A 25,345-nucleotide genomic window follows, 5' to 3' on the forward strand; every position below is an offset into this window, starting at 1 on the left:
GGTCTAGCGCAGCGCCCTGAGCGTGCCGGAATCCCCCCGCCACAGCGAGTTGCGGGCACCGCCCTCGTCGCCCGGCGCGGTGTCGATCTCGTCCATGTCGTAGAGGGTGAGGATCGAAAGATAGTCCTCCATGATTTCAGAGGTATAGGGCAGCATCAGCGCCCCGCAGCGGCTGTCGCGATACATCCGCTCCAGCGGCAGGCTGCGCAGCATGGACTGCCCGCCGCAGGTGCGAATAGCCATCGAAGTCATCTCGGCCGCGCCTTCCATCACGTTATACTGTGCGGCATACATGCGCATGACCTCACCCTTGGTGGGAAAGCCCTTCGCTTCGGTAAACGCCTGCCACCAGAGGGCGCGCATATTGGCAAGGCGGGCATACATCTTGCCCACCGCAATGCGCTTTGTCGCATACATGCGACGGTCGATGGGCGGCTGGCCCGGCACCTTGCCCTTCAGGTAGGCCACCGTGAAATCAAACGCCCCCTGCGCGACGCCCATATAGGTGGGCGACAGCGTCGCCATCATGTGAGGCCAGTTCGGCAGCGTCTTGCCGAAGATGCCGCGCGGCATCAGCAGATCATCCCCGGTGACGAAGACATCCTTCAGGATCAGGTCGCGCGAATTGGTGCCGCGCATGCCCAGCGGATCCCATTCGCCCTTCACGCTGAGGCCGGGCGCATCCTTGTGGACGACGAACAGCATCGTGTCCTCGTGCCGCGGCTCCACCCCCTCGAACACCTCGGTGCAGACGATGGTGTAGTAATCGCAATAGCCTGCCAGCGAAGCGAACTTCTTGAACCCGTTGATGCGCCATCCCCCATCCACCTTGCGGCACTGGGTCTGGTTGGGTTTCGAGGTCCAGTTCTGCCCCCCCTCGGAGATCGGTTGCGAGAAGATCGCCCGTTCCGCAATGGCACGGCGGAACTGGCGGTCGCGCAGCGGGGCGAAGGCCGCCTTTTCCTCGGGCGTCAGGTTCGGCATGTCGAACATGAACCGCGACCAGGCCATCGAGGAATTGTGCATGTTGAAGGTCAGCGCGGTCGCCCCGCAGTATTTGGCGATCTCAGCCCCGACCATGGCATATTCCCACATGGAAAAGCCCCAGCCGCCATATTCCTCGGGGATGCAGAGACCCAGAAAGCCCTCCTCCGCCAGATCACGGTAGTTTTCCACCGGGAAGCTGGCCTCGTCATCCACCGCCCTTGCGCGGGCGGCAAATTTCGTGGCGCCAAGCTCATTCACCCGGCGCAGCTTTTCCAGCACAACGGGGCGGATGCGGCTGATGTCATAGTAATCGGCCGGGTCGCTCATGGGCGGGTGGGCGGTGATCGCACTCTGGTCGGTCATCAGGCAAGCTCTCCTTGCAGAACGCCGTCGCGAACGACGACGCGCCCGTCGAGGGCAATGGTGCAGTTCCTCATCGGAAGATCGAAATGGCCGAGCGTGTAGCGCCCCGCATACTGATTGGCCCCGGTGGACCACAGGAAAGACCCGGCCAGCGCGCGGAATTCCACCGCCTGCATGTCGCGCTTGTCGTACATCGCCGCCGAGATCCAGCGCGCACCGGGATGCATCCCCCAGCCGACATGGCTCATGCCATAGGCGTTACGGTCGTCCCAGGCTTCCATGTATTCGCGGAAATGCAACGCATCGATGCCGTCACCCCGGATCGCGGTGACGAAATCATTCTCGATGGTGAAGTCGATCTGGCTGGTCAGGTAAGTCTTGAAGGTCAGGTTCATGTCACCGACCCCCATGACGATGCGACCGTTGACCGCATTCCTGCCGGGAAAGGCGAGGCACAGGCCGCCCGGCCAGTGCGCCACCGCGCCGGGTGTGGTGCCAAAGCCCGCCGTACCGCCGCAGGGGGCGCCGCGCAGATCCACCGTCAGATCAGTACCAAGCGCCGAGGTCACCCGCATCTCGGACGCTTCACGCAGCATCTGGATACCCAGTTGCACCTTCGGCCCGTGTTCGGCCTTCGGCTCGGTCCGTTCCAGGATTTCGGGGTGTTCGTTGGTGATGACCAGCAGGCGGGTGTTCCCCGCCTCCTCGATCTCCGGCCATTCCGGGGCGTGGATCAGCCCCTCGACCGTACAATCCACAATCACCTCGACGCGTTTAAGCGCCTCGATCACCGCGCGATTGCCCTGGATCGCCCAAGAGGTGCCGGTGGATTTGACCGGGACCGGCGCGGTCTGCACCGGGGTGGGCATCTGGATCATGCAGAAATCCGCCCCCAGATCATAGGCGGCCAGTTCCGACAGATGCACCAGCACCGGCCGCGACTGGGTTTCCGAAAGGATGGCGACGGGTGTGCCCTGCCCGATCCCGTTCAGCGCGAAGACGCGCCGGAAACAGGCAAGCCATTTCCCCTCGATGCGTTCCTGAAGCATCGGTTCCTCATTCCCTGTTGACGATTCGCGTTCGCGCGAATTTCTTAACTCTGTAGTTAAGATTTTATCGCAGCCCGGATTCTGTCAACAGAATTTTCGAAAATATTAAAAACGTCGAAAATTCAGCGCCATGGCAGATTGGAGCTGACAGATCTCGGGCAAAATGCTGCCGCGGATGGCAAAGGCTGGCGTCGCTGAACCGCGCGACGGTGCGTGGGCAAGATGCGATGGAACATAGCAACAACCCGTCCCCGCCCGCGCGCCAGAGGCCGCCCCTCCTGCCGCAACGCAGTGACCAGCGCCGGAGACGAAGCCCGGAATGACCGACATGACCCACAAGGACCACAAAATGCGGACCCACGCCCAAGCCGTCGTCATCGGCGGCGGCCTCATCGGCTGTTCGATCCTCTATCACCTTGCGAAGCTTGGCTGGCGCGATGTCATCCTGCTGGAACGGTCAGAGCTGACCTCCGGCTCCACCTGGCATGCGGCCGCGAATATCCACGGGCTGCATGATGTCACCAATATCTCGCGGCTTCAGCATTACACGATGACGCTTTACAAGCAGCTTGAGGCCGAGACGGGTCAGGGTTGCGGCATCTTCCAGCCCGGTTCGCTGTATCTGGCACAGACCGAGGCGCGGGAACACCAGCTCCGCATTCAGGCGGCCAAGGCCCGCCGCTACGGAATGAATTTTCACGAAATCAGCCGGGACGAGGCCGAGCGTCTGCATCCTCTGGTCGATTTCGACGGCATCCGCTGCATCATGTATGAACCCGACGGCGGCAATGTCGATCCATCGGGCGTGACCATGGCCTATGCCGCAGGGGCCCGCCAGATGGGGGCGGAAATCATGCGCTTCACCCCCGTCACCGGGACGGAACCGCAGCCCGACGGCAGCTGGATCGTGCGCACCGACAAGGGCGACATCCGCAGCCCCTGGGTCGTCAATGCCGCAGGGCTCTGGGCGCGCGAGGTGGCGCGGATGGCGGGGGTCGAACTGCCACTGATCCCGACGGAACATCAGTATTTCGTCACCGAAACCATCCCCGCCATCGCGGATCTGGGCCGCCGCCTGCCTTCGGTCGCGGATCGCGACGGCGAATATTACCTGCGGCAGGAAGGGCTTGGCCTGCTGGTCGGCGCCTATGAAAAGAACATGAAGTTCTGGGCCGAGGACGGCACGCCGCAGGGGTTTGGCCACGAGCTTTTCGCCGACGATCTGGAACGGATCGAGCCGAATATGATGCGCGCCATTGACCGCGTGCCCGCAGTGGGCGCGGCGGGTATCAAGCGCGTCATCAACGGCCCGATGATCTGGTCGCCCGACAGCGCGGCGTTGTTCGGCCCGGTGCCGGAACTGACCGGCTATTTCTGCTGCAACGGCATCATCCCCGGGTTTTCGCAATCCGGGGGGTTGGGCAAGCTCGCGGCGGAATGGATCGTCGAGGGTGAGCCCTCGCTCGATATGTTCGGCTGGGACATGGCGCGCTTTGGCCACTGGGCGGGGCGGGCTTTCACCAAAGCGCGGGTCGAAGATCAGTATTCCCACCGCTTCAAGATCCACTTCCCGAATGAAGAACGCGCTGCGGGCCGCCCGGTCCGCACGCGCCCGGCCTTCGCGATGCAAAAGGACATGGGCGCGATCTTCGGGCTGAACTACGGCTGGGAGCATCCCCTGTGGTTTGCCGCCGAGGGCGAGCCGGATCATGAGACCTGCGGCTTCACCCGGCAGAACTGGTGGGCGCCGGTCGGGCGCGAGGCGCGGATGCTGCGCGAGCGCGCCGGGATCATCGACATCTCGAACTTCGCGAAATACAGCGTCACCGGGCCGGGGGCCGAGGACTGGCTCAACGCGTTGTTCGCCAACCATATGCCCAGGGCGGTGGGGCGGTCCTGCCTGACGCCGCTGATCGGGCGGCGGGGCGGCATCGCGGGCGATTTCACCGTCACCCGGCTCGGGGCAGAGGAATTCCTGATCGTGGGCTCCGGCATGGCCGAACGGTTTCATTTGCGGTTCTTCCGTCAGATACCGCTGCCCGAAGGCACCCGTTTCGAAAGCCGGACTGAGGCGATATGCGGTTTCAACGTCGCCGGACCAAAGGCGCGCGATCTGCTGTCGGGGCTGACCGGGGCCCATCTGTCGGACACGGCCTTCCCGTTCATGCGTTCGGCCCGCATCAGCGTGGCGGGGGTGGATTGCGTGGCGATCCGCGTCAGCTTTACCGGCGATCTGGGGTGGGAACTGCACTGCGCCGAGGCCGACCAGACGCGGCTTTACGCCGCGCTGCTGGACGCTGGCCGCGCCGTCGGGGCCGGTCCGGTGGGCAGCCGGGCGCTGATGAGCCTGCGGATCGAGAAGGGTTACGGCTCATGGGGCCGGGACTACAGCCCCGAATACTGGCCGCAGGAAAGCGGGCTGGACCGGCTGATCAGGGCTGACAAGGACTTCCTGAACAAGGCGGCGTGGCAGAGCATTGCCGGTCACGCCCCCCGCGCCGTGATGACCATGCTGGAAATCGACGCGGCAGATGCCGATGCCACAGGCGGGGAGCCGATATTTCTGACCGACGGCACGCCCGTCGGGCAGGTGACTTCCGGCGGCTATGGCTATTCCGTCGGCAAGTCACTGGCCATCGCCTATCTGAAGGCAGGGATGACGCAGCCCGGTGACACGGTCCATGTGGCGATCCTTGGCCGTCCGCATACCGCGCGGGTTCTCGCTGAACCGCCCTTCGACCCCGATGGCAAGCGCCTGCGCGGCACGGGCTGAACCCTGGCAGGCGCCACCGACGCCCGCCACAAGGGTTCACGACAGCCCGAGACAGGCGTATTTCAACTCGGTGTAATCCTCGATCCCGTGGCGGCTGCCCTCGCGACCCAGACCCGATTGCTTGATGCCGCCGAAAGGCGCCACCTCGGTCGAGATGAGGCCGGTGTTCACCCCGACCATGCCGTATTCCAGCGCCTCCATCACCCGCCAGACCCGGCCAAGGTCACGGGTGAAAACGTAGGATGCCAGCCCGAATTCGGTGTCATTGGCGGCGGCGATCACCTCGGCCTCGGTATCGAACCGGAAGACCGGGGCCAGCGGGCCAAAGGTTTCCTCGCGCGCAATCTGCATTTCCGCCCTGACGCCGGAAAGGACGGTAGGCTGGAAGAAGGTGCCCTCCAGCCGCGCGCCGCCGGTGGTGACGACCGCGCCTTTTGCGCGGGCATCCACCAGATGCGCTTCAACCTTGGCCAGTGCGGCGACGGAGATCAGCGGCCCGATCTCGCTGCCTGCCTCATCGCCGGGGCCGACCCGCAGGGCCGCCACAGCCTCGGACAGGCGCGCGACGAAGGCATCATGGATACCGGCCTGCGCATAGATACGGTTCGTGCAGACGCAGGTTTGCCCGGCGTTGCGGAACTTCGCCACCAGCGCGCCCTGCACCGCCGCCTCCAGATCCGCATCATCAAAGACAATGAAGGGGGCGTTGCCGCCAAGCTCCAGCGACAGTTTCTTGATCTGCGCCGCGCCCTGCCGCATCAGGATGCGGCCCACGTTGGTCGAACCGGTGAAGCTGATCTTGCGCACCGCCGGGTTTTCGCAGAACTCCAGCCCCAACCCGACCGCATCGATTGACGGCAGGACCGACAGCACGCCCTTCGGCAGCCCGGCGCGTTCGGCCAGCACCGCCAGCGCCAGTGCCGACAGCGGGGTTTCCGCCGCCGGTTTCGCCACGATGGTGCAGCCTGCCGCCAGAGCAGGTGCAAGCTTGCGGGCGATCATGGCATTGGGGAAGTTCCAGGGCGTGATCGCGGCCACCACGCCGATCGGCTGGCGGATCACCAACAGCCGCTTGTCCCGCTGATGACCGGGGATGATCTCGCCGTAAAGCCGCTTCGCTTCCTCGGCGAACCATTCGATGTAAGAGGCGCCATAGAGGATCTCGCCCTTCGCCTCGGCCAGCGGCTTGCCCATCTCGGCAGTCAGGATCGCGGCAAGGTCGTCGGCATTGGCGATGACCAGATCGTGCCAGCGCCGCAGAAGTGCCGCACGTTCCTTGCCGGTCAGCGCGGCCCAGCCGGGTTGCGCCGCCCGCGCCGCCGCGATGGCCGCCGCAGCGTCAGCGCGCGTGCAATCCGCCACCTCGGCCAGCAGGCTGCCGCGCGCAGGGTCGCGCACGGCGATGCGGCTTCCGCCCTGCACCCAGACCCCGGCGAGGAAGGCGCGGGTTTCCAGCAATGTCGGATCGCTCAGCCGCATCGTTTACCCCCGCACAAAGGCGTGGGCGGCCTCGGGCGACCAGCGCACGTTGAGCCGGTCACCGCGCGCCACGCGGCCTGCCAGCGGATGACCGAAGTTCAGCCGCACGGTCAGCGCATCGCCCCAGTCGGTGCGCGCCGCGACCGAAGTGCAATTGCCGAGAAAAGTGATGTCCTGCACCGTCACCGGCAGCGAGGCGCCCGCCGGTCCGGCCTCCGGGGTCAATTCCATCCGCTCGGGGCGCAGCATCAGATCGGCCGCCTGCCCTTCCTGTCCCGCACCATGCAGCGGCACGTCGACGATCTGCTGCCCACCCTCGAACCGGATCGCAGCGCGGCCACCCTTCAATGAGGCCAGACGGCCCGAAAGAAAGGCGCTGTCCCCGATGAAATCAGCCACGAAATGCGTGGCGGGATTGGCGTAAAGCTCTGGCCCAGTGCCAACCTGTTCGATCTTGCCACGGTTGAAGATGGCAATGCGATCCGAGAGGCGCAGCGCCTCTTCCTGATCGTGTGTGACGTAAAGGATGGTCACCCCGGTTTCCTGATGGATGCGGCGGATTTCGAACTGGATTTCCTCGCGCAGCTTCTTGTCCAGCGCAGAAAGCGGCTCGTCCATCAGAAGGACCGGAGGATCATAGACCAACGCCCGCGCAAGGGCCACGCGCTGCTGCTGGCCGCCCGACATCCTGGCCGGCATCCGGTCCTCGAACCCGTCCAGCCTCACCAGTGACAGCGCGCGCTTCACCTTTGCTGCCACCTCGGCCTGCCCCATCCGGCGCACGCGCAGCGGGAAGGCGACGTTCTCGCCCACGCTCAGATGCGGGAAAAGGGTATAGCGCTGGAACACCATGCCGATGTTGCGCTTGTGCGAAGGCGTGCGCAGGATCGACTGCCCGCGCAGGCGGATGTCGCCCGCCGTCGGATCCTGAAAGCCTGCCAGAATATATAGCGTGGTGGACTTGCCGGAACCCGACGGGCCGAGGAAGGTCATGAACTCGCCTTCCGCGATGGAAAGCTCCACATGATCGGTCGCCACGACATCGCCATAGGTCTTGCGGATGCCGTTGATGTGCAGGAAGGGCGTGGTCATTCGGATTTGCCTTTGCGGATCAGGGCGGCGGCGATCATCAGGATCACCGTCAGCGCGACAAGCAGGGTGGAGGCGGCGGCGATCACAGGCGTCAGATCCTGCCGCAGCGTCGTCCAGACCTTCACGGGAAGCGTCTGAAGCGAGGGCGAGGCCATGAAGATCGCCAGCACCACCTCATCCCAGGAGATGAGGAAGGAAAAGATCGCGGCTGAGAACAGGCCATGACGGATGCCCGGCAGGGTGACACGCAGCCGCGCCTCCCACGGGCTTGCGCCACACAGGATGGCGGCATCCTCGATCGACGGGTCGAAGGTTTCCAGCGCGCCGGAGATGGTGATGATGGCAAAAGGCAGCGCCACGATCAGATGTGCGATGACAAAACCGGGCAAGGTGCCGTTCAGCCCCAACCGCAGGAAGGCCGCGTAAAGCGCCACGGCGACGATGACCACCGGCAGCACCATCGGCGTCAGGAAGAAGGCACGCAGCACCGCCCGGCCCCGGAAGGTGCCGCGCACCAGCGCCATCGAGGCCAGCAACCCCAGCACCACCGACAGCACCATGACGATGACCCCGATCTTGGCCGAGGTCAGCGCCGCCCCGATCCAGCGCGGATCGGCGAACAGCTCCTCATACCATTTCAGCGTCCAGCCCGGTGGCGGAAAGATCAGCCAGCGGGACGATCCGAAAGACAGCGCCACGATGAACAGGATCGGCAGCAGCAGAAACAGCGCCATCACTGCACAGATGGCCGACAGCGCCCATTTCCACGCGCCCAGCTTGTCGAAATCCAGAAGCATCAGCGCGCCTCCGCCTGATCGAAGAACCGCAGTTGCACGGCATAAAGGCCGAGCGTGACGACCAGCAGCACGAAGGCTGCCGCGCCGCCCATGCCCCAGTTCACAAGGCTTTGCACCTGTTGGGCGATCAACTCGGCCAGCATCATGTTGGCGGTGCCGCCCAGAAGCGAGGGGGTGACGAAATAGCCCAGCGACATCACGAAAACCATCAGCCCGCCAGAGGCCAGCCCCGGCCCTGCCAGCGGCAGCAACACCCGGCGCAGGGCCTGCGCCTTGGTCGCACCGCACAGCGCGGCGGCTTGCAGGATGGCCGGGTCGATCTTCCTGATCACCCCCAGCAGCGGCAGGATCATGAAAGGCAGCATGATATAGACCATGCCGATGGTCACCCCGATCAGGTTGTTGGTCAGTTGCAGCGGCTGGTCGATCAGCCCTATGGCCTTCAGCATACGGTTGATCAGGCCCGTCTGTTGCAGCAGCACCATCCAGGCATAGGTGCGGGCCAGCAGATTGGTCCACATTGACAGCAGGATGACAGCAAAGATCACCGCCGACCAGCGGGCGGGCATGATGGCCAGTGCCCAGGCAACGGGGAAAGCGATCAGCACGGTGATGGCCGTCACCACCCCTGCCACGAAGAAGGTGTTGAAGAAGATCTTCGCATAGGTCGTGCTGCCCAGCAGGGTCGCATAGTTCTGCAAGCCCGGCGCAGGCTCGGTCACCGAACGCATCAGCAGGAATGCGACGGGGATGACGAAGAAAGCCAGCAGCAGCAGGATCGCGGGCATGGCGAAGCCAAACCCCGAACCGCGGCCGCCGGAAGTGGCGGAGAGCATTGCAGAACCTCCAGAAAGTCGGGACAGGGCCCGGATGCGCACGGCGGGCATCCGGGCGGGCGGTCAGGCGTTACTGTGCCTGCCAGGCATACCAGCGGTTGCCGATCTCGTCGCGGTGCTCGGCCCAATAGGCCATGTCGGCATTCACCTGCACCGCCGTTTGCGCATCGGGCAGCGTGGCACGAACCGCCGGGTCCATCAGATCGGCCGACCCGAGGTTAACGGGCGCATAGCCGGTCGCGGCGGCAAAGGCGGCCTGCCCCTCCGCACTGGTCGCTTGGGCGATGAACTTCATCGCGGCGTCCTTGTGGGCGGTGCCCTTCGGCACGACCAGCGCGTCGGCGGCGGTAATGTTCTGGTCCCAGCTGATGCCGACCGGCATGCCATCGGCTTGCAGCGCAGCCAGACGACCGTTCCAGAAGAAGCCGATCGGCGCCTCGCCGGAGGCGAGAAGCTGCTGCGACTGCGCGCCCCCTTCCCACCAGATGATATCGGACTTGATGGTATCCAGCTTGGCAAACGCCCGGTCCAGATCCAGCGGATAGAGCGCATCCGGGGCCACGCCATCGGCCAGCAGCGCCGCCTCGATCACACCGGGGGCCGACCATTTGTAGAAGGTCCGCTTGCCGGGAAATTTGGTGGTGTCGAACAGATCGGCCAGCGTGGCGGGCTGCGCATCGCTGAAATTTGCCGGGTTCCAGCCCAGAACGAAGGAATAATAGAACGAGCCCACCGCGTAATCCGACACGAAGCGCGGGTCGAGCTTCGCCTTGTCGATCACCGTGAAATCCAGCGGCTCCAACAGGCCCTGCTTCCCCGCTTGCAGCGCCCAGTCAAATTCCGCATCGACCACATCCCAGGTCACGGCACCCGCCTCGACCATGGCTTTGATCTTGCCATAGTCGGTTGGCCCGTCCTGCATCACACCAGTGCCGGTTTTCTCGGTGAAGGGCTGGGCCCAGTTGGCGGCCTGCGCATCCTGGGTTGTGCCGCCCCAGGAGGTGAAGACCATATCCTCGGCCATGGCGGCATGCGCCGTCAGGGCGCTGGCGACGGCCAGCGCGAACATCGTTTTCTTCATGGCATTCTTCCCTGTTGTGTTTTCAGTTTTCAGCGCATGACGAACGGGTCCGGGATCGGATCGTCCGAGGTGCGCAGCCACACGGTCTTCACCGTCGTGTAGTCCAGCGCCGCCGCCAGCCCGCCCTCGCGGCCATGGCCGGAAAGACCGTAGCCACCAAAAGGCGCGATGGGAGAAACGGCGCGATAGGTATTCACCCAGACGATCCCGGCGCGGATACCGCGGATCATCCGGTGCGCCCGCGTCAGACTGCGGGTGAACACGCCCGAGGCAAGGCCATAGGCGGTGTCATTGGCCAGGCGCAGCGCCTCGGCCTCGGTATCGAAGGTGACGACGGATAGGACCGGGCCGAACAGTTCTTGCCTGACAGAAGGCGCATCGGGCACGTCGGAGCAATCAAGGATCGTCGGCGGATAGTAAAAGCCCGCGCCTTGCGGCATCTGCCCGCCGGTCACGAGCTTTGCCCCCGCCGCCAGCGTTTCCGTCACCAGCCCGTGCAGCCGGCCGCGCTGCCGCGCGGTGCACAGCGGGCCGACCTCGGTTGCCATCGCATCGGGGGCGCCGATGGCCACCGCCTCTGCCTTGGCCTTCAGCCGCGCAAGGAAAGCATCCTTCACGCTGCGCTGCACCAGCAGGCGCGAACCGGCGACACAGCTTTGCCCGGTGGCCGCGAAGATGCCTGCCACCTGCGCATTGGCCGCGCTGTCCAGATCGGCGTCGTCAAACACGATGAAGGGTGACTTGCCGCCAAGTTCCAGCGAGGTTTTCGCCAGGTTCTCGGCCGAGGCGCGCACGATATGCCGTGCGGTCTCCGGCCCGCCGGTGAAGGCGATATGGGCAACCTTCGGATGGGTGGTCAGCGCCACCCCCGCCTCAGGCCCGCCGGTCAGAATATTCACGACTCCTGCCGGGAACCCCGCCTGATCGACCAGTCGGGCAAATTCCAGCAGCGGCGCGGGGCCGTCCTCACTGGCCTTCAAGACCACCGTGCAACCGGCCGCCAGCGCCGGGCCCAGCTTCACCGCGCTGAGGAACAGCTGGCTGTTCCACGGCACGATGGCCGCCACCACGCCCACGGGTTCACGCCGCAGCCAGACCTCCATATCCGGTTTGTCGATGGGCAGATGGGCGCCCTCGATCTTGTCGGCCAACCCTGCGTAATAGCGATAGTACTCCGCGACATAGGCGATCTGCGCGCTGGTCTCGCGGATGATCTTGCCGGTATCACGGGTTTCCAGCGCTGCCAGACGCGGCGCCGCTTCCTGCACCAGATCGGCCAGACGATAAAGCAGCTTGCCCCGCGCGGTCGCCGTGGTCGCGGCCCAGGCGCCAAAGGCCCGGTCCGCCGCCACCACCGCCCGGCCCACATCTTCGGCCGAGGCGGCGGGCATCTGCGCCCAAGGCGTGCCGGTCGCGGGGTCGATGCTGTCGAACCCCTGCGCGGCATCCTCGAAACGCCCGTCGATATAATGCTGGAAACGGTCCATGGTCTGTCCTCAGGCGAAGGCGGGCATCACGTCGCGGATGAAGCGTTCGAGCGAAGCCTTTTTCCGTGCAAAGCTCATGCCGCTGTCGATCCAGAAGCTGAACTCATCATAGCCCATCGCCTCATAGGATTTGATGCGTTCGATAACCTCGGGCGCCTCGCCAATGATCTGGTTCTTACGCATCGCCTCGGCTGAATAGAACGGATGGGCGGCGACATCCTCAGGGGTCAGCGTTTCGATCAGACCCATCGAGATGGGACGTTCATTTTTGAACCAGGCGCCGAAGTAGTTGTAGAACATGTTCAGCTCCTCCGCGCCCTGCTGCGCATCGGCCTCGCTGTCCGCGACATAGGTGTGGCGCAGGACCATGATCCTGGGCCGGGCAATCTCAGGGAATTTGGCGCAGGCCGCGTTGAAACGCTCCATCAGGCTTTGCACTTCCTCATCGCCCAGATGCAGCGGCGTCACCTGCACGTTGCAGCCCTGCGAGACGGCAAATTCATGGCTGTTCGGATCACGCGCCGCCACCCAGATCGGCGGGTGCGGCTGCTGCATCGGCAAGGGCGCGGAGGTGGTTTTCGGAAACTGCCAATATTCGCCGTCATGGGCGTAATCGCCCTGCCACAGCGCCTTGATGGCGGGCACCAGCTCGCGCATGCGCCCGCCAGCGCCCCAGGCATCCATCCCCGGCATCAGCCGTTCGTATTCGAAGTTGTAGGCGCCGCGCGCGATGCCCAGCTCCAGCCGCCCGCCAGTGATGATGTCGGCCATCGCCGCCTCGCCCGCCAGCCGGATCGGATGCCAGAACGGCGCGATCACTGTGCCGGTGCCCAGACGCACGTTCTTCGTCTGATGCGCCAGATCGACGAGGTTCAACAGCGGATTGGGCGCGATGGTGAAGTTCATGCCGTGATGTTCACCCGTCCAGATGGCATGCATCCCGCCTTCGTCGGCAATCCGGCACAGCGCGATCATCTCGTCGTAAAGCTGCTTCTGGTCCTCTTCGGCCGAGACGCGCTCCATATGGATGAAAAGTGAGAATTTCATGGGTTACCTTTCCCCGGTCCTTTGCACGCGTCCCTGTTCGTGGGTCCCGAAATAGATGCCGTAATTGCCGATCCGCGCCTCGTCGGCCAACCGCTCCAGCATGACGCGCATCGCCGGGTCCGTCACGTCGGCCACGCCTTCGGCTGTCAGGTCAACGAAAGCGCCGCGTGCGGGGCGGCCTGTCTCGGCGGCGCAGCGGAAGGCGATATGCTGCCGCCCCTGCGCGACATCTTCGTAAACAGCGTAGATCGAGCCCGGCGCTGCGGTCAGCCCGGTCGCGGCGATCAACTGCGCAAGCGCGGTCTGGACACCTTCGCGGCCCACCCGCGCGGTGGGCAGTGTCAGCCCGCCCTGCCCGTCATCCATCAACAGGATCTGGCCACCCGCCTCCAGAATAGCCGAGATCACGACATCGGGCCCGGTCGGCAGTTGCGCCGCCGTCTGGGCCGGGGTGACATAGGCGCCGCGGTAATAGCCAAGCCCCGGCGCAGGCGTGGCCTCGAAGCCGCCGATGCGGCCGATGAGAATAGTGTGATCCCCCGCCAAGACCGCCTGTTCCAGCGTGCAGTCGAACCATGCCGAAACCCCCGCGATCAGCGGCGATCCGACCGGCCCCTTGCGCCAGTAAACGGTGGCAAAGCGATCCTCCACCGGACGCGCGAAGGTGGCGGACACATCCTTCTGCCCTTCGGCGAGGATATTCACCGCAAAGCCCGGCGCGCCTTCAAATGCCGCGCGGTTGATCGAGCCATTGGCGATCGACACCAGCAGCAGCGGCGGGTCCAGCGAGACCGAGGAAAACGAATTGGCGGTAAAGCCCAGGGGCTTGCCATCCGGCCCGAGGGCGGTGACCACGGTCACCCCGGTCATGAAGCAACCGAAGGCGTCGCGCAGCGCGCGGGGGTCCAGCGGGGTTCCGGTCATGCCTGCGCCTCCGTCGTTGCAAGCCAGCGTTTCATTTCGGTCGTCACGGCCTCGGGCGCGGTAAGGTTGACCATATGCCGGTGACCGGCAATCACAACCGCCCGGCCCTGCGGCGCCATGGCGGCCATCGCCTCGGTCATCGCCGGGGTCGAGTTGGCATCTCCGTCACCCGTCAGCACCAGCAGCGGGCAGCGGATGGCCGACAGGCGGTCGGCATAGACATCATCACCTTCCGCGAAGGCGCGATAGGCGGCGGCATAGCCCGCCGCATCGACCCTGCGCAGCCAGCCCGCAACCTGATCGCGCGCCGCCTCGTCCCCCGGCCCGAACCAGCGCGCCAAAGGCACCTCGATCCCGTTGGCCCCGGTCGCGATTTCCGTCGCCCGCGCCTCGACCGCCGCGCGCGCCTCGGGACTGCGACGATGCACGCCGTTCAGAAGTGCAACCCCGCGCACGAGATCCGGGCGTTCAACCGCGAGGCCCCCGGCGATCAGCGCACCCATCGAATGCCCCGCCAGCGCGACCGGCCCAAGGGCCAGCGACTCCACTACCTGCGCCGCCCAAGAGACATAGTCGGGCAGGCGCGCGCCTTCGGGCAGCGGGTCGCTGCCGCCATGGCCCGGCATGTCCACCGCGATCACATGCGCGGTGTCGGCCAGCGCCCCGATCTGCGGCCCCCAGGCCTCGGCCCGAAGGCCGACGCCGTGGATCAGCAGCAGCGCCGCGCCGGATCCGGCCTCCAGCAACCGGACCGCGCTACCGTCAGACAGCCGCAGGGTTCGAGACATCATGCCCCAGATCCTTCAGATCCTGATAACGGTCGCCAATACGGTGATGCGGGCGCCCGCCGGTCGAGGCCCCCAGCGCCACGACGATTTCATCTGCCGCAGGCGCATCGGGAATGGCAAAATGAATGGTCTGGTAGTGCGAGCGGCGACCCTCGTCATTCTTGTCCATCAGCGGGATCATCACCGGGCAGTTGGCCGCCCCCCGCACATTGGTGAAAGCCAGATAGGTCCTGGCAGCGAGCGCCTGACGGTAATGATTACCAAAGCGCAGCGTGTGGATCAGCGCATTGGCGTGTTCCAGCTCGCCGTCGAGCCCCACGACTGCCGCCTTGCCATAGCCCTCGACATTATCGGCGCCGCCCGCTGCATCCAGGATCATCCCGGTAAGCAGCGCGCCCAGTTCCGGCGCGACGGCATGGATTTCCGGCTTCAGATCCTCGACGAAACCACGCCCGGCCCAGGGGTTCTTCAGCACCGCCGCCGCCGCAATCAGTTTCAGCGGACGCGGTGCGGCGCGGCCGCCTTCGACCAGCGTGGTTTCGATGGTGATGAGCGTCTTGCGAATCTGCGCCGACATGCCCTGAGTCCCTCCGGTTCGTTGTGATGGTATGTTGGTATACCATAATACAACATGTCAAGAACAACTTGCGCGAAGACCGGGGCGCGTCTAATCTGCGGCCATGGATCAGACACCCGAACACGACCTGCGCATCGCCCATTCACCGACCACCCTGCGGGAGCTGGCGGTTGAACGGCTCCGCCATGCTATCATCACCGGCCGCTTCACCGGCGGTGACCGACTGGTGGAACGCACGCTCTGCGATCAGCTGGGTGTGTCACGGTCCGTGGTGCGCGAGGCGATCCGCTATCTGGAGGCCGAGGGGCTGGTGGAAACGCTGGGCCGCAGCGGCCCGGTCGTGGCAACGCTGGACTGGACGCGCGCACGCCAGATCTATGATATCCGCCGCTTGCTGGAAGCCGATGCCGCTGCTGCCTGTGCAGACATCGCAGATGCGGCGGTGAAGGACAGACTGCGCGCCGCGCTGGCAGAGCTTGAGGCCGCCTTCACCGATGCGGCCCCGCAGAAACTTTACGCTGCTACAACAGCGTTTTACGAAGTGATTTTCACCTCCGCGGGGCATGACATCGCATGGGAGATCGTGCAGCGCCTGAACAGCCGTATCTCGCGGCTGCGGGCGCTGACACTGGCCACAACCGACCGTCGGATTTCCGGCCCCGCGCATATGGCGCGAATCTGTGCCGCCATCTGCGCCAATGACCCCGAAGCTGCTGCCGACGCGGTACGCGCCCATCTGCGGGATGCGGCCGAAATCGCCCGGCAATTGCTGGAGGATCAGGGATGAGCGCCTATTGGATTGCCCATGTGACGGTCACGGACCCGGATGCCTATGCCGGATATCAGGCATTGGCCCCGGCAGCCTTCACCGCCCACGGCGCACGGTTTCTGGCGCGGGGTGGTCCCTCCGAGGTGCTCGAAGGTCCGGTGCTGGACCGGCATGTAGTGATCGAATTTCCGACCCTGGCGGATGCGCGCGCCTGCTACGACTCGGCGGAATACCGGGCCGCCCGCGCCCGGCGTGAAGGGGCGGCAACGGTGCATGTGGTCATTGTTGAAGGCCTGCCCGGCTGAACGGTCTGAACGACAATGAAAAGCCGGGCGCGATGCACGCGCCCGGCCTGATGTTTCCGTTGCCCTGTCAGGCGCTCAGATCGAAACGGTCGGCGTTCATCACCTTGGTCCAGGCGGCCACGAAGTCCTTCACGAACTTCCCGGCGTTGTCGTCCTGAGCATAGACCTCGGCATAGGAGCGCAGGATCGAATTAGAACCGAACACCAGATCCGCCCGCGTCGCCGTCCATTTCACCGCGCCGGTTTTGCGGTCGCGGATTTCATAGACACCCGAACCGACGGGATGCCAGCTATAGGCCATGTCGGTAAGGTTGACGAAGAAGTCCGGGGTCAACGCGCCAACGCGATCAGTGAACACACCATGCGCCGTGCCGCCGTGGTTGGTGCCCATCGCCCGCATCCCCCCGACCAGCACGGTCATTTCCGGTGCGGTCAGGCCCAGAAGCTGCGCCCGGTCCAGCAGCATCTCCTCGGGGCTGACAATGTAATCCTTCTTCTGCCAGTTGCGGAAGCCATCGGCCAACGGCTCCATCACATCGAAGGACTCGGCATCGGTCATCGCATCGGTCGCGTCGCCACGGCCCGGTGCGAAGGGCACCTCGACGGCATGGCCCGCAGCCCGGGCCGCCTGTTCCACCCCGACATTGCCCGCCAGCACGATCACATCCGCGACCGAAGCGCCCGCTGCGGCGGCAATCGGCTCCAGGACAGACAGTACACGCGCCAGACGCGCCGGCTCGTTCCCGGCCCAGTCCTTCTGCGGGGCCAGACGGATGCGGGCGCCATTAGCCCCGCCCCGCATGTCAGAGCCGCGATAGGTGCGGGCGCTGTCCCATGCGGTCGCGACCATATCGGCCAGCGACAGGCCGGAGGCGGCAATCTTCGCCTTCACCGCCGCGACATCCCAGCCGGTCGACCCCGCCGGAACCGGATCTTGCCAGATCAGGTCTTCGGCCGGGACGTCAGGCCCGATGTAGCGCACCTTCGGCCCCATGTCGCGGTGGGTCAGTTTGAACCATGCACGGGCGAAGGTCTCTTTGAAATACTCCGGGTCCGCCATGAACTTCTGGCAGATCGCGTTGTAGGCCGGGTCCATGCGCATGGCCATGTCGGCGTCGGTCATCATCGGATTATGGCGCTTCGACGGGTCTGTGGCGTCCAGCGGCTTGTCTTCCTCGCGGATGCTGACCGGCTCCCACTGCCAGGCACCAGCGGGGGATTTGCGCAGCTCCCACTCATGGCCGAACAGCATCTCGAAAAAGCCCATGTCGAACTTCGTCGGGTGCGTGGTCCAGGCGCCTTCGATGCCCGAGGTCATGGCACGGTTGGCCTGGCCGTTCTGGTCGGGGTTAGCCCAGCCGAAGCCCTGCGCCTCGATCCCGGCCGCTTCCGGCTCCGGGCCGAGCCGCGCGGCATTGCCCATGCCATGCGCCTTGCCGACGGTGTGACCACCCGCGGTCAGCGCCACGGTCTCTTCGTCATTCATCGCCATGCGGGCGAAGGTCTCGCGCACCTGGGCGGCGGTCTTCAGCGGATCGGGTTTGCCGTTCACGCCTTCCGGGTTGACGTAGATGAGGCCCATCTGCACGGCGGCCAGCGGGTTTTCCATGGTGTCCGGCTTTTCGACATCGCCATAGCGATTGTCCGAAGGCGCCAGCCATTCCTTTTCCGCACCCCAGTAAACGTCTTTCTCGGGGTGCCAGATGTCGGCGCGGCCAAAACCGAAACCGAAGGATTTCAGGCCCATGTTTTCATAGGCCACCGTCCCGGCGAGGATCATCAGATCGGCCCAGGAAATCTTGTTGCCGTATTTCTTCTTCAGCGGCCACAGCAGGCGGCGGGCCTTGTCGAGGCTGGCGTTGTCCGGCCACGAGTTCAGCGGCGCGAAACGCTGGTTGCCGGTGCCGCCACCGCCACGGCCATCGGCCAAGCGATACGAACCGGCCGAGTGCCAGGCCATGCGGATGAACAGACCGCCGTAGTGCCCCCAGTCCGCCGGCCACCAGTCCTGGCTGTCGGTCAGCAGCGCATGCATATCCTTTTTCAGCGCATCGAAATCCAGCGTCTTGACGGCTTCGCGATAGCTGAACTCTGCCCCCATCGGGTCGGACTTGCTGTCATGCTGATGCAGAATGTCGAGGTTCAGTGCATTGGGCCACCAGCTGACGACCGATGCGCCGGTCTCGGTGTTCCCGCCATGCATCACCGGGCATTTCCCGGCGGGGTTCATGTCGTTTCCGTCCATCTTGCTCTCCCACTTCTGGCTTCCTGCCCGCTGCATCAGGGTCGGTCCGAATCCCGTTCCCCAAGGCTGGCCGGCGCTTGATGGCAAGGTTGTGGCACGGTTCTTCCATAATTAGAATTTGCATTTTCTAATGATGGCGATATGCAGGACTTATGATCGGTCTGTCGATGCGCCATCTGCGATATTTCGATGCGCTGGCCCAATATGGCCATTTCGGTCGCGCGGCCGAGGCCTGCGCGATCTCGCAGCCTGCACTGTCGCTTCAGATCAAGGAACTGGAGGAAATCCTTGGCACGCCTCTGGTCGAACGCGGGGCGCGACGCATCCGGCTGACGGCCCTGGGCGAGGCCTTTGCGCTGCGGGTGCGGGATATCCTGCGGGCCGTGGATGAACTGGGTGCACTGGCCCGTGCCTCGCAGGGTCCGCTGGTGGGGCAGTTGCGGATCGGCGTTATTCCCACCGTCGCGCCGTATCTCCTGCCCCGCGTGATCAAGGAACTGGCCGCTGCCTTCCCCGGCATTGACCTGCGCCCGCGCGAGGCGGTGACTCAGCGCCTGATCGAGGATCTGGCCGAAGGACGGATGGATACCGCCATCGTCGCCCTGCCGATTTCCGAACCCTTCCTGCATGAAGAGGCCCTCTTTGACGAGGAATTCGTGCTGGTGCGGCCACAGGAGGATGCCGCAAAGCCGGTTCCGAAACCCGAAAAGCTGCGCGAGATGCGGCTTCTGCTGCTGGAAGAGGGCCATTGCTTCCGCGATCAGGCGCTGTCGTTCTGCGAAATGACAGCGGCCACCCCTCGCGATCTGATGGAGGGCAGCTCGCTTTCAACACTGGTGCAGATGGTCGGCGCCGGGATCGGGGTCACGCTGATCCCGGAAATGGCAGCGCCGATCGAAACCCGGTCGGCAGCGGTATCGCTGGCCCGTCTGACAGAGCCGCGCCCGCGCCGGACCATTGGCATGGTCTGGCGCAAGACCAACCCGCTGGCCCCGCAGCTGACTCGCATCGCCACGATCCTGCGCACCGTCGAATCCGGGGAAAACCCTCCAAATAGGGGCGCCAAAACGTCCGGAAAAGGAATTTAGCGACCTGATACGTCGCTTTTGTGCCCCCGCCGGTGGACTCCCGCAGGCACTTTCCTTAGGGTGACGTCTCGAAACCGTGAGGGAAGAGTATGCTGGATAAAACCTTGGTTCCTGTGGATCTGCGCCGCCCGACCCGCACCGGCAAGACGCGATCCATCGCAACCGGGTCCGCCTCCAGCCTTGCCGTCACGCAGTTTCCGGGGCTCCTGCCGGGTCAGCCCGGTGTCGCCCCAACGGCATTGAGGCGCCGTATCTGACGTCCCGTTCAGGGTTTCGGCCCTTCTGCCACGCGGATGGGTGCATTCGCATTCCGCCACATGATGTATCAGAACAGGAGACAGGCCATGGCCGAGTCCGGCGACACGCAGGGCATACCCGCGCCCGAAGGCGCGACACAGATCATTGATACCGAATATGAAATCGGACAACATAATATCGAGGGCAACCTCGGCCCCCTGGGGTTTGACATCCACAACCCGGTCTTTCTGGTTTCGGCCCTGTCGGTCGTGGCCTTTGTGTTTTACGCCCTTGCACTGCCCGAACAGGCGGGCGCGGCTTTCGGCTGGCTCCGCCCCTGGCTGACCTCCACCTTTGACTGGTTCTTCATGATCGCCGCGAACATCTTCGTGGTGTTCTGCCTTGTGCTGATCGTCAGCCCCTGGGGCAATGTGCGGCTGGGCGGGCGCGATGCGACGCCGGATTACAGCTACACCGGCTGGTTCGCCATGCTGTTCGCAGCCGGGATGGGCATCGGGCTGATGTTCTTCGGCGTGCTGGAGCCGGTCTATCACATGGCGATTTCCGCCCCGCTGGGCACACCCTCGCCCTTTGACGAGGCAGGCAACCTGATTCCGGAAAATGTGGACCGGGCGAAGGCGATGGGCCTTGCCGCGACGATCTATCACTGGGGTCTGCACCCCTGGGCGATCTATGCCGTGGTCGCGCTGGCGCTGGCGCTGTTTTCCTTCAACAAGGGTCTGCCACTGACCATCCGTTCCGCCTTTTACCCGATCTTCGGCGAAAGGATCTGGGGCTGGACCGGGCATATCATCGACATTCTGGCCGTCTTCGCCACGCTGTTCGGCCTTGCCACCAGCCTCGGCTTCGGCGCGCAACAGGCGAATGCCGGTCTGAACCATGTCTTCGGCATTCCGGTCGACACCACGGTGCAGGTCATCCTGATCACGCTGATCACCGGCGTCGCCCTGTTTTCGGTGCTGCGCGGGCTGGATGGCGGGGTGAAGCTGCTGTCAGAGATCAACATGGGCATCGCGGCGTTGCTGCTGCTGTTCGTACTGCTAGCCGGGCCGACACTGGCCATTCTGGGCGATTTCGGGCAGGGGCTTCTGGCCTATGCGCAGGATCTCGTGCCGCTGTCGAACCCCTTCGGCCGTTCGGATGACGACTACCGCGAGGGCTGGACGGCGTTCTACTGGGCATGGTGGATCAGCTGGTCGCCGTTTGTCGGCATGTTCATCGCGCGGGTTTCGCGCGGCCGGACGGTGCGCGAGTTCATCACCTGTGTCCTCATCATTCCCTCGCTGGTCTGCGTGCTGTGGATGGCCGTCTTCGGCGGCGTGGCGATTGATCAGGTTCTGACGGACCCCGCCACTTCGGCGGTGAAGGCGCAGGTCATCGACAATTACGACCCGCCGCTGTCCCTGTTCGCAATGCTGGAGGGATTGCCGCTCAGTTCCATCACCTCGGTCATCGCCATTGTGCTGGTCATCGTGTTCTTCGTCACCTCGTCGGATTCCGGCTCGCTGGTGATCGACACGATCACGGCGGGCGGCAAGGTCGATGCGCCCATGCCGCAGCGCGTGTTCTGGGCAACGTTCGAGGGCGCGGTGGCCATCGTGCTGCTGGTCGGTGGTGGCCTCGGCGCCCTGCAGGCCATGGTGATCTCGACCGGGCTGCCCTTTGCGCTGGTCCTGCTGCTGATGTGCTGGGCCGTGCTGAAGGGGCTGATGTCCGAGCCACGCTGAACCCATGCCGGGCCGCGGCCTCAGCCGCGGTCCAGCACCTCCACCGACAGGATGGTCGGCAGGTGGCGGGCGATTTCCTCCCAGCTTTCTCCTTCGTCGATGCTGGCGAAGACAGAGCCGGAATTGGTGCCGAAATAGACCCCGGCGGGGTCGCGCGCATCGCCCGCCATTGCCTGTCGCAGCACCGTGAAGAAACAACCCTGTTGCGGCAGGCCCGCGCGCTGCGCCCGCCAGCTTGCCCCGGCATCATCCGACTGCCACACCGCCGCCGCCGCGCCGGGCGGGAAACGGCCATCACGATCCCCGTTCAGTGGCAGCGTCCACAGCCGGTTCGGATCGCGCGGATGCACCCGGATCGGAAAGCCAAAGGTTGAAGGCAGACCGGCGGTGATATCATCCCAGCTTCGCCCGCCGTCAGGGGATCGCCAGACTCCATGGTGGTTCTGCTGATACAGCACATCCCCCGTCCCCGGTGCGCGCATCATGTTGTGAACGCAATGGCCGATCTCGCCACCCTGCGGCCCTGCGGGATGGTCATGCCCGGCACAGCCACCCAGATTGGACAGGCGGTTCCGGCGCTCCCATGTCGTGCCGCCATCTTCCGAGGCAAAGACCCCGGCGGCGGAAATCCCGATCCAGAGCTTTTCGGGGGCTTCCGGGTCCGACAGGATGGTATGCAGCACCAGCCCCGCCGCACCGGGACTCCAGCTTCCGGCAGAGGGGTGATTGTCCAGCCCCTCGACCAGCGCGAAGCTTTGGCCGCCATCGGTGCTGGCCAGAAGATGTGCCGGTTTGGTACCCGCGTAAAGCGTGCCCCCGACCAGCCCCAGCGACCAGATCTGAGTCATGGATTCGCCGAAAGGCAGCGGTTCGGGGCTCCACCCGATCATCGCGGCGAAATCGGCGTCGTTTTCGGCCCAGCGGTCAAGCTGGCCCCGGCTGAGCCGCGTGACCGTCCAGCTTTCCCCGCCATCATCAGAGCGCCAGACCCCGGCGCCATGCCAGTCCCCGCCCCCGCCTGCCCAGATCGTGCCGGTTTCGGGGTCGCCGATGATATGGTTGATCGGCCATCCGTCGCAGAACGGGCCGGAAACCTTCCAGCCGCCCCGCCCCTCCAGTGCTGTCAGCAGAAAGGCCCCCTTGGTGGTGCCGATCAGAATGCGGAACAATCCTGTGTCCATCTCGCGCCTCCCTGTCCCGGCGGGATGGTAGCACGCGTCCCCGCAGGGCCGAAGCGGCTTCTGTCAGCGAGTGAAACGCAGGCGCAGGTTGAAGCTGTGGCTGTCCTCGGTCAGGCCCTTTGGGGCGGCAGGCATCCGGCCCGCCGCACGCGCGGCCCGCAGCGCCGCCTCGTCCAGCGCGGGCTTGCCCGAGGAGGCGACGAGGCGGATGCCCAACACCTGCCCCGAGCGGGCGACCGTCACCTGAATCGTGACCCTGCCGACGCCCGGATACTGGCGCAGGCGGCGCTCGATCCGCGCCTGGATCGCCGCCCCCCATTGCTTCGCCAGATTGGCGGTCTGCGCCTGCGAGGGTTTGCTTGCCGCCGCCGTATCGCCACCGCCGCTGCCTGCGGCACGGCTGGCCTTCTGACCGGGCGCGGCCTTGGGAGCGCCTGCTGCCTTCGGTGCTCCGGCAGGTTTGGCCTCTGTCGTCCTGGCGGGCTTGGGCGGTTCCGCCGCCTGTTTCTGCTCCGGTCGTTTCGGCGCAGGCTTCCGGGCCGCCTCGGGCAGCACCTCGGGCGGCGGCGGGGCGGCGGGGCTGGCATCAAGGTTCGGGGCAGCCTCCGCCACCTCTGGCACCGCCAGCGCGGATGGTGCCAGCGGCACAGGTGGTGCCGCCTCTGGCGCGGGCAGATCCGGCGCTTCGGAAAGTAACGGGGCCTCGGGCGCATCCGGGAGCGACGGTTCCGCAACGGGCACGGGCGGGCGATCCCATTCCGCCACCAGCCCGGCAATCGCGGGATCAGCGGCTTGCAGCGTCAGCAGATCCAGCCCGCCTGCCCCGGACGACGCCGCCCCCGCAGCCCCGGGCCGCAGCGCAAAAGCCGCCAGATGAAGGCCCACCGCCAGACACAGCGCCAGCACGGCTTGCAGGCGCCCGCTCACTCTGCGCCTCCGGGCCGCGCCACCAGCTCGATTGCCGCAAAGCCCAGCGAAGACAGCCGGGGCAGCAAGGCCGCAAGATCGGCGGCAGGCAATGCCGCATCGGCGCGCAGGGTCAGCCGGGTCGGAACCGCGGCACAATCCACCCCGGCGCAATGTTCCACCCGGGCAGAAGCGAGGGCCTCAAGCGCCTGGTCGCCTTCGGCATCGCGATAACCGATCTTGCCGTCTGCTGACAGGAACAGCGTGAACTCCCCCAGCGCCTCTGCCCCGGATCGGGCCTCAGGTGGTTCGACCGCGAAAGGTTCGGGCGCAGTCAGCCGGGCAGCAATCAGGAAGAAGATCAGCAGCAGGAAGACCACGTTGATCATCGGCAGCAGGTTTTCATCGCCACGACAGCGGGGCGGGTCCGAGAAATCCATCTCAGGGCACCAGAACCAGACGGCTGAAGCCCGCCGCCGACAGCCTGTCCATCACCGCGACCAGCGCCTGAAGATCAGCACCGTCGCGGGCACGCAGCACGATCACATCCGATCCGCTTTCGGTCAGCCGTTCCAGCCCGGCCACCAGCGCATCGGGCGTCACGGTGACACCGTTCAGCCGCAGGCCAGCCGGTGCAAGCTCCACCAGGCGCGGGGGGCCGCTGTAACTGCCCCCCGTTCCTGCGGTGGCGACGGGCAGGGCCCGGTCGGTGCCAAAACGCGAGGCGAGCATGAAGAACACCAGCAGCAGGAACACCACGTCGATCATCGGCGTCAGATTGGGCCTCCGGCGCGGCCGGTCAGGGCCGAAGCGGATCATTCCGCCGCCTGTCGCAATTTCGGCGCGGCGGGCGGTGCGCCATGCAGGATCTGCGTCGCCGCATCCTCCATGTCGTGCCGCAGCGCATCGACCACACTGTCGAACCAGGTCAGCGCCACCTGCGCCGGAATGGCCACCGCCATGCCGGCGGCGGTGGTCAGCAGCGCCTCCCAGATGCCGCCTGCCAGCGTGGCCGGATCAGCGCGGCTGCCCGCCTCCTGCAATGCCTGAAACGCCGCGATCATGCCGGTCACGGTGCCCAGCAGCCCCAGAAGCGGCCCGATGGTCGAGGCAAGCTCCAGCCCCCGCAAACCCGCCCGCGCCTGCGCCAGCAGCTTGCGCGCCACCCGCGCGGTTTCCGCCTCGGCTGCCTCACGATCGAGGGCGGGGTTCTGCGCCGCCCGCATTGCGGCCAGTGCGAGCTGCGCACGAAGCGAGCTGCGCCCGGCCAGCAGCTGCATCGCCGCATCCCGCTGCCCTGTGTGCCAAAGCTCCAGCGCCTCGGCCGTGCGCCGCCCGCCGGACCAGGCCCCGAAGGACAGAAGCCGCATCACCTTCCACAGGATCAGGGCCAGCGCCAGAACCGACAGCACGGCGATGGCCCACATGGCAGGGCCGCCCATGGCGATGAAGGACATCAGCGCAGGGGCCGTGGCGGTGATGGGTTCCTGACCGGACATCGGCGTTTCCTCAAACGTGCGGCACGGCGTCAGCCTGAGCCATGGTTAGCAAAAATCCCCGCCCGGAGAAAGCCTCGCCCCCGTGCG

At 65.5% G+C, this 25,345-nt stretch carries 24 protein-coding genes; 6 read left to right on the plus strand and 18 right to left on the minus strand.

The genetic code is table 11. The annotated features are described in order from the left end of the window. Nucleotides 1-3: 3 nt before the first annotated feature. Both IE126_RS09420 and IE126_RS09425 read right to left on the minus strand, forming a co-directional pair. Entirely contained in the window at nucleotides 4-1,350 is a 1,347-nt protein-coding gene (locus tag IE126_RS09420) for an acyl-CoA dehydrogenase family protein (RefSeq protein ID WP_229825367.1), read from the minus strand. Further along, nucleotides 1,350-2,399 carry a M29 family metallopeptidase gene (locus IE126_RS09425; RefSeq protein WP_054302865.1) on the minus strand — a complete coding sequence of 350 codons (1,050 nt, stop codon included), beginning with the start codon at nucleotides 2,397-2,399 and terminating at the stop codon, nucleotides 1,350-1,352. Before IE126_RS09425 ends, IE126_RS09420 begins: the two co-directional genes overlap by 1 nt. Nucleotides 2,400-2,748: 349 nt before the next feature. On the opposite strand from IE126_RS09425, the gene IE126_RS09430 reads away from it, so the two are divergent. After that, the gene (locus IE126_RS09430; RefSeq protein ID WP_189380884.1) at nucleotides 2,749-5,172 is read left to right on the plus strand and encodes a GcvT family protein; all 2,424 of its coding nucleotides are present in this window, start codon (nucleotides 2,749-2,751) and stop codon (nucleotides 5,170-5,172) included. A 36-nt stretch (nucleotides 5,173-5,208) separates the two neighbouring features. Here the strand turns inward: IE126_RS09430 and IE126_RS09435 are convergent, their stop codons facing one another. The 10 genes from IE126_RS09435 to IE126_RS09480 all read right to left on the minus strand — a co-directional run bounded on the left by IE126_RS09435 (nucleotide 5,209) and on the right by IE126_RS09480 (nucleotide 15,280). Further along, complete coding sequence (locus IE126_RS09435; RefSeq protein ID WP_189380799.1) at nucleotides 5,209-6,651, minus strand: NAD-dependent succinate-semialdehyde dehydrogenase; 1,443 nt, start codon at nucleotides 6,649-6,651, stop codon at nucleotides 5,209-5,211. A 3-nt stretch (nucleotides 6,652-6,654) separates the two neighbouring features. Further along, the gene (locus IE126_RS09440) at nucleotides 6,655-7,743 is read right to left on the minus strand and encodes an ABC transporter ATP-binding protein (protein WP_108129188.1); all 1,089 of its coding nucleotides are present in this window, start codon (nucleotides 7,741-7,743) and stop codon (nucleotides 6,655-6,657) included. Then, the gene (locus tag IE126_RS09445) at nucleotides 7,740-8,540 is read right to left on the minus strand and encodes an ABC transporter permease (protein WP_189380800.1); all 801 of its coding nucleotides are present in this window, start codon (nucleotides 8,538-8,540) and stop codon (nucleotides 7,740-7,742) included. The genes IE126_RS09440 and IE126_RS09445 overlap by 4 nt, the downstream gene beginning before the upstream one ends. Beyond that, nucleotides 8,540-9,376, minus strand: a complete 837-nt coding sequence (locus IE126_RS09450; protein WP_189380801.1) for an ABC transporter permease — start codon at nucleotides 9,374-9,376, stop codon at nucleotides 8,540-8,542. The genes IE126_RS09445 and IE126_RS09450 overlap by 1 nt, the downstream gene beginning before the upstream one ends. Nucleotides 9,377-9,446: 70 nt before the next feature. Beyond that, entirely contained in the window at nucleotides 9,447-10,457 is a 1,011-nt protein-coding gene (locus IE126_RS09455; protein ID WP_189380802.1) for an ABC transporter substrate-binding protein, read from the minus strand. Nucleotides 10,458-10,486: 29 nt separating this feature from the next. Beyond that, a complete protein-coding gene (locus tag IE126_RS09460; RefSeq protein WP_189380803.1) occupies nucleotides 10,487-11,944 on the minus strand; it encodes an aldehyde dehydrogenase in 1,458 nt (485 codons plus the stop codon). Between the two features lie 9 nt (nucleotides 11,945-11,953). Further along, the gene (locus IE126_RS09465) at nucleotides 11,954-12,991 is read right to left on the minus strand and encodes an LLM class flavin-dependent oxidoreductase (protein ID WP_054302858.1); all 1,038 of its coding nucleotides are present in this window, start codon (nucleotides 12,989-12,991) and stop codon (nucleotides 11,954-11,956) included. A gap of 3 nt (nucleotides 12,992-12,994) precedes the next feature. Beyond that, nucleotides 12,995-13,915 (minus strand): flavin reductase family protein, encoded by a 921-nt coding sequence (locus IE126_RS09470; protein ID WP_189380804.1) that lies wholly within the window; start codon nucleotides 13,913-13,915, stop codon nucleotides 12,995-12,997. After that, nucleotides 13,912-14,706 carry an alpha/beta fold hydrolase gene (locus tag IE126_RS09475; RefSeq protein ID WP_189380805.1) on the minus strand — a complete coding sequence of 265 codons (795 nt, stop codon included), beginning with the start codon at nucleotides 14,704-14,706 and terminating at the stop codon, nucleotides 13,912-13,914. Before IE126_RS09475 ends, IE126_RS09470 begins: the two co-directional genes overlap by 4 nt. Continuing rightward, complete coding sequence (locus IE126_RS09480) at nucleotides 14,678-15,280, minus strand: amino acid synthesis family protein (protein ID WP_054302855.1); 603 nt, start codon at nucleotides 15,278-15,280, stop codon at nucleotides 14,678-14,680. Before IE126_RS09480 ends, IE126_RS09475 begins: the two co-directional genes overlap by 29 nt. A 103-nt stretch (nucleotides 15,281-15,383) precedes the next feature. Between IE126_RS09480 and IE126_RS09485 the strand changes: the two genes are divergently transcribed. Next, nucleotides 15,384-16,067: a GntR family transcriptional regulator gene (locus tag IE126_RS09485; protein WP_108129182.1), complete on the plus strand. Its 684-nt coding sequence runs from the start codon at nucleotides 15,384-15,386 to the stop codon at nucleotides 16,065-16,067. After that, complete coding sequence (locus tag IE126_RS09490) at nucleotides 16,064-16,354, plus strand: DUF1330 domain-containing protein (protein WP_108129181.1); 291 nt, start codon at nucleotides 16,064-16,066, stop codon at nucleotides 16,352-16,354. The genes IE126_RS09485 and IE126_RS09490 overlap by 4 nt, the downstream gene beginning before the upstream one ends. Before the next feature lie 67 nt (nucleotides 16,355-16,421). Here the strand turns inward: IE126_RS09490 and katG are convergent, their stop codons facing one another. Beyond that, nucleotides 16,422-18,599, minus strand: a complete 2,178-nt coding sequence (katG, locus tag IE126_RS09495; protein ID WP_189380806.1) for a catalase/peroxidase HPI — start codon at nucleotides 18,597-18,599, stop codon at nucleotides 16,422-16,424. A 152-nt stretch (nucleotides 18,600-18,751) separates the two neighbouring features. On the opposite strand from katG, the gene IE126_RS09500 reads away from it, so the two are divergent. From IE126_RS09500 to IE126_RS09510, 3 genes are all read left to right on the plus strand, one after another. Beyond that, entirely contained in the window at nucleotides 18,752-19,687 is a 936-nt protein-coding gene (locus IE126_RS09500; protein WP_108129179.1) for a hydrogen peroxide-inducible genes activator, read from the plus strand. 89 nt (nucleotides 19,688-19,776) lie between these two features. Further along, nucleotides 19,777-19,944: a hypothetical protein gene (locus IE126_RS09505; RefSeq protein ID WP_189380807.1), complete on the plus strand. Its 168-nt coding sequence runs from the start codon at nucleotides 19,777-19,779 to the stop codon at nucleotides 19,942-19,944. Between the two features lie 87 nt (nucleotides 19,945-20,031). Next, nucleotides 20,032-21,672 carry a BCCT family transporter gene (locus tag IE126_RS09510; protein ID WP_054302851.1) on the plus strand — a complete coding sequence of 547 codons (1,641 nt, stop codon included), beginning with the start codon at nucleotides 20,032-20,034 and terminating at the stop codon, nucleotides 21,670-21,672. A gap of 20 nt (nucleotides 21,673-21,692) precedes the next feature. Here IE126_RS09510 and IE126_RS09515 read toward each other — a convergent pair whose 3' ends face one another. From IE126_RS09515 to IE126_RS09535, 5 genes are all read right to left on the minus strand, one after another. Continuing rightward, a complete protein-coding gene (locus IE126_RS09515; RefSeq protein ID WP_189380808.1) occupies nucleotides 21,693-22,853 on the minus strand; it encodes a WD40/YVTN/BNR-like repeat-containing protein in 1,161 nt (386 codons plus the stop codon). A gap of 63 nt (nucleotides 22,854-22,916) precedes the next feature. After that, nucleotides 22,917-23,780, minus strand: a complete 864-nt coding sequence (locus tag IE126_RS09520) for a TonB family protein (RefSeq protein ID WP_108129177.1) — start codon at nucleotides 23,778-23,780, stop codon at nucleotides 22,917-22,919. Beyond that, complete coding sequence (locus IE126_RS09525; RefSeq protein ID WP_108129176.1) at nucleotides 23,777-24,199, minus strand: ExbD/TolR family protein; 423 nt, start codon at nucleotides 24,197-24,199, stop codon at nucleotides 23,777-23,779. The genes IE126_RS09520 and IE126_RS09525 overlap by 4 nt, the downstream gene beginning before the upstream one ends. A gap of 1 nt (nucleotide 24,200) precedes the next feature. After that, nucleotides 24,201-24,578, minus strand: coding sequence for an ExbD/TolR family protein (locus IE126_RS09530; RefSeq protein WP_054302847.1), 378 nt, complete (start codon nucleotides 24,576-24,578; stop codon nucleotides 24,201-24,203). Next, nucleotides 24,575-25,258: a MotA/TolQ/ExbB proton channel family protein gene (locus IE126_RS09535; RefSeq protein WP_108129175.1), complete on the minus strand. Its 684-nt coding sequence runs from the start codon at nucleotides 25,256-25,258 to the stop codon at nucleotides 24,575-24,577. The genes IE126_RS09530 and IE126_RS09535 overlap by 4 nt, the downstream gene beginning before the upstream one ends. Between the last annotated feature and the right edge of the window lie 87 nt (nucleotides 25,259-25,345).

Origin of the sequence: Gemmobacter nanjingensis (assembly GCF_014652195.1) — a bacterium.
GTDB classification, from domain to species: domain Bacteria; phylum Pseudomonadota; class Alphaproteobacteria; order Rhodobacterales; family Rhodobacteraceae; genus Gemmobacter; species Gemmobacter caeni.